This window comes from Streptococcus mitis, from assembly GCF_001579035.1.
GTDB classification, from domain to species: domain Bacteria; phylum Bacillota; class Bacilli; order Lactobacillales; family Streptococcaceae; genus Streptococcus; species Streptococcus mitis_J.
Map to the genome: position 1 here is coordinate 422,939 of NZ_KQ970285.1, position 1,164 is coordinate 424,102.

Sequence of the window (1,164 nt, forward strand, 5' to 3'; positions counted from 1 at the left end):
AAGTGATAAAGTCCATCGTTAATCGGAGATGGACTAGAATGCTTTTTGAAAACGGTTTGATAAGTTAGCTTTGAGAAGTTACCGAAAAATATTTTTCATATCTATTGACTTTTAGGGGTGAAATTTGGTATTATAGTAGGCGGTATTGTTTACCCCATTTGAAAGGCCCCGGAACCTTCCAAATACTTTTCGATGGGAAGGAACACCCATCACCGTAAACAAAAATCGAACTATATATAGGAGAAATCATGAACAAAACAACATTTATGGCTAAACCAGGCCAAGTTGAACGTAAATGGTACGTAGTTGACGCAACTGATGTACCACTTGGACGTCTTTCTGCAGTAGTTGCTAGCGTACTTCGCGGAAAAAACAAACCAACATTTACACCACACACTGATACAGGTGACTTTGTGATTGTTATCAATGCTGAAAAAGTTAAATTGACTGGTAAAAAAGCAACTGATAAAATCTACTACACTCACTCAAACCACCCAGGTGGATTGAAACAAATCTCTGCAGGTGAACTTCGTTCTAAAAATGCAGTTCGTTTGATCGAGAAATCAGTTAAAGGTATGCTTCCACACAATACTCTTGGACGCGCTCAAGGTATGAAGTTGAAAGTATTTGTTGGAGCTGAGCACACTCACGCTGCACAACAACCAGAAGTTCTTGACATTTCAGGACTTATCTAAGGAAAGGAACAATAAAGTATGTCACAAGCACAATATGCAGGTACTGGACGTCGTAAAAACGCTGTTGCACGCGTTCGCCTTGTTCCAGGAACTGGTAAAATCACTGTTAACAAAAAAGATGTTGAAGAGTACATCCCACACGCTGACCTTCGTCTTGTCATCAACCAACCATTCGCAGTTACTTCAACTGCAGGTTCATACGACGTTTTCGTTAATGTTGTAGGTGGTGGATACGCTGGTCAATCAGGAGCTATCCGTCACGGTATCGCTCGTGCCCTTCTTCAAGTAGACCCAGACTTCCGCGATTCATTGAAACGCGCAGGACTTCTTACACGTGACTCACGTAAAGTTGAACGTAAGAAACCAGGTCTTAAGAAAGCTCGTAAAGCATCACAATTTAGTAAACGTTAATTCGAAAGAATTACTATATTTACAGAGAGCACCTTTCGGGGTGTTCTTTTTCTTACTT

Annotated in this window: 2 protein-coding genes; both read left to right on the forward strand. The window is 40.5% G+C overall.

All coding sequences use genetic code 11. The features are described from left to right. Positions 1-248: 248 nt before the first annotated feature. Entirely contained in the window at positions 249-695 is a 447-nt protein-coding gene (gene rplM / locus SMIDD26_RS02135) for a 50S ribosomal protein L13 (RefSeq protein WP_001044624.1), read from the forward strand. An 18-nt stretch (positions 696-713) separates the two neighbouring features. Beyond that, positions 714-1,106 carry a 30S ribosomal protein S9 gene (gene rpsI / locus SMIDD26_RS02140; RefSeq protein WP_000075964.1) on the forward strand — a complete coding sequence of 131 codons (393 nt, stop codon included), beginning with the start codon at positions 714-716 and terminating at the stop codon, positions 1,104-1,106. The last annotated feature ends 58 nt before the right edge of the window (positions 1,107-1,164 follow it).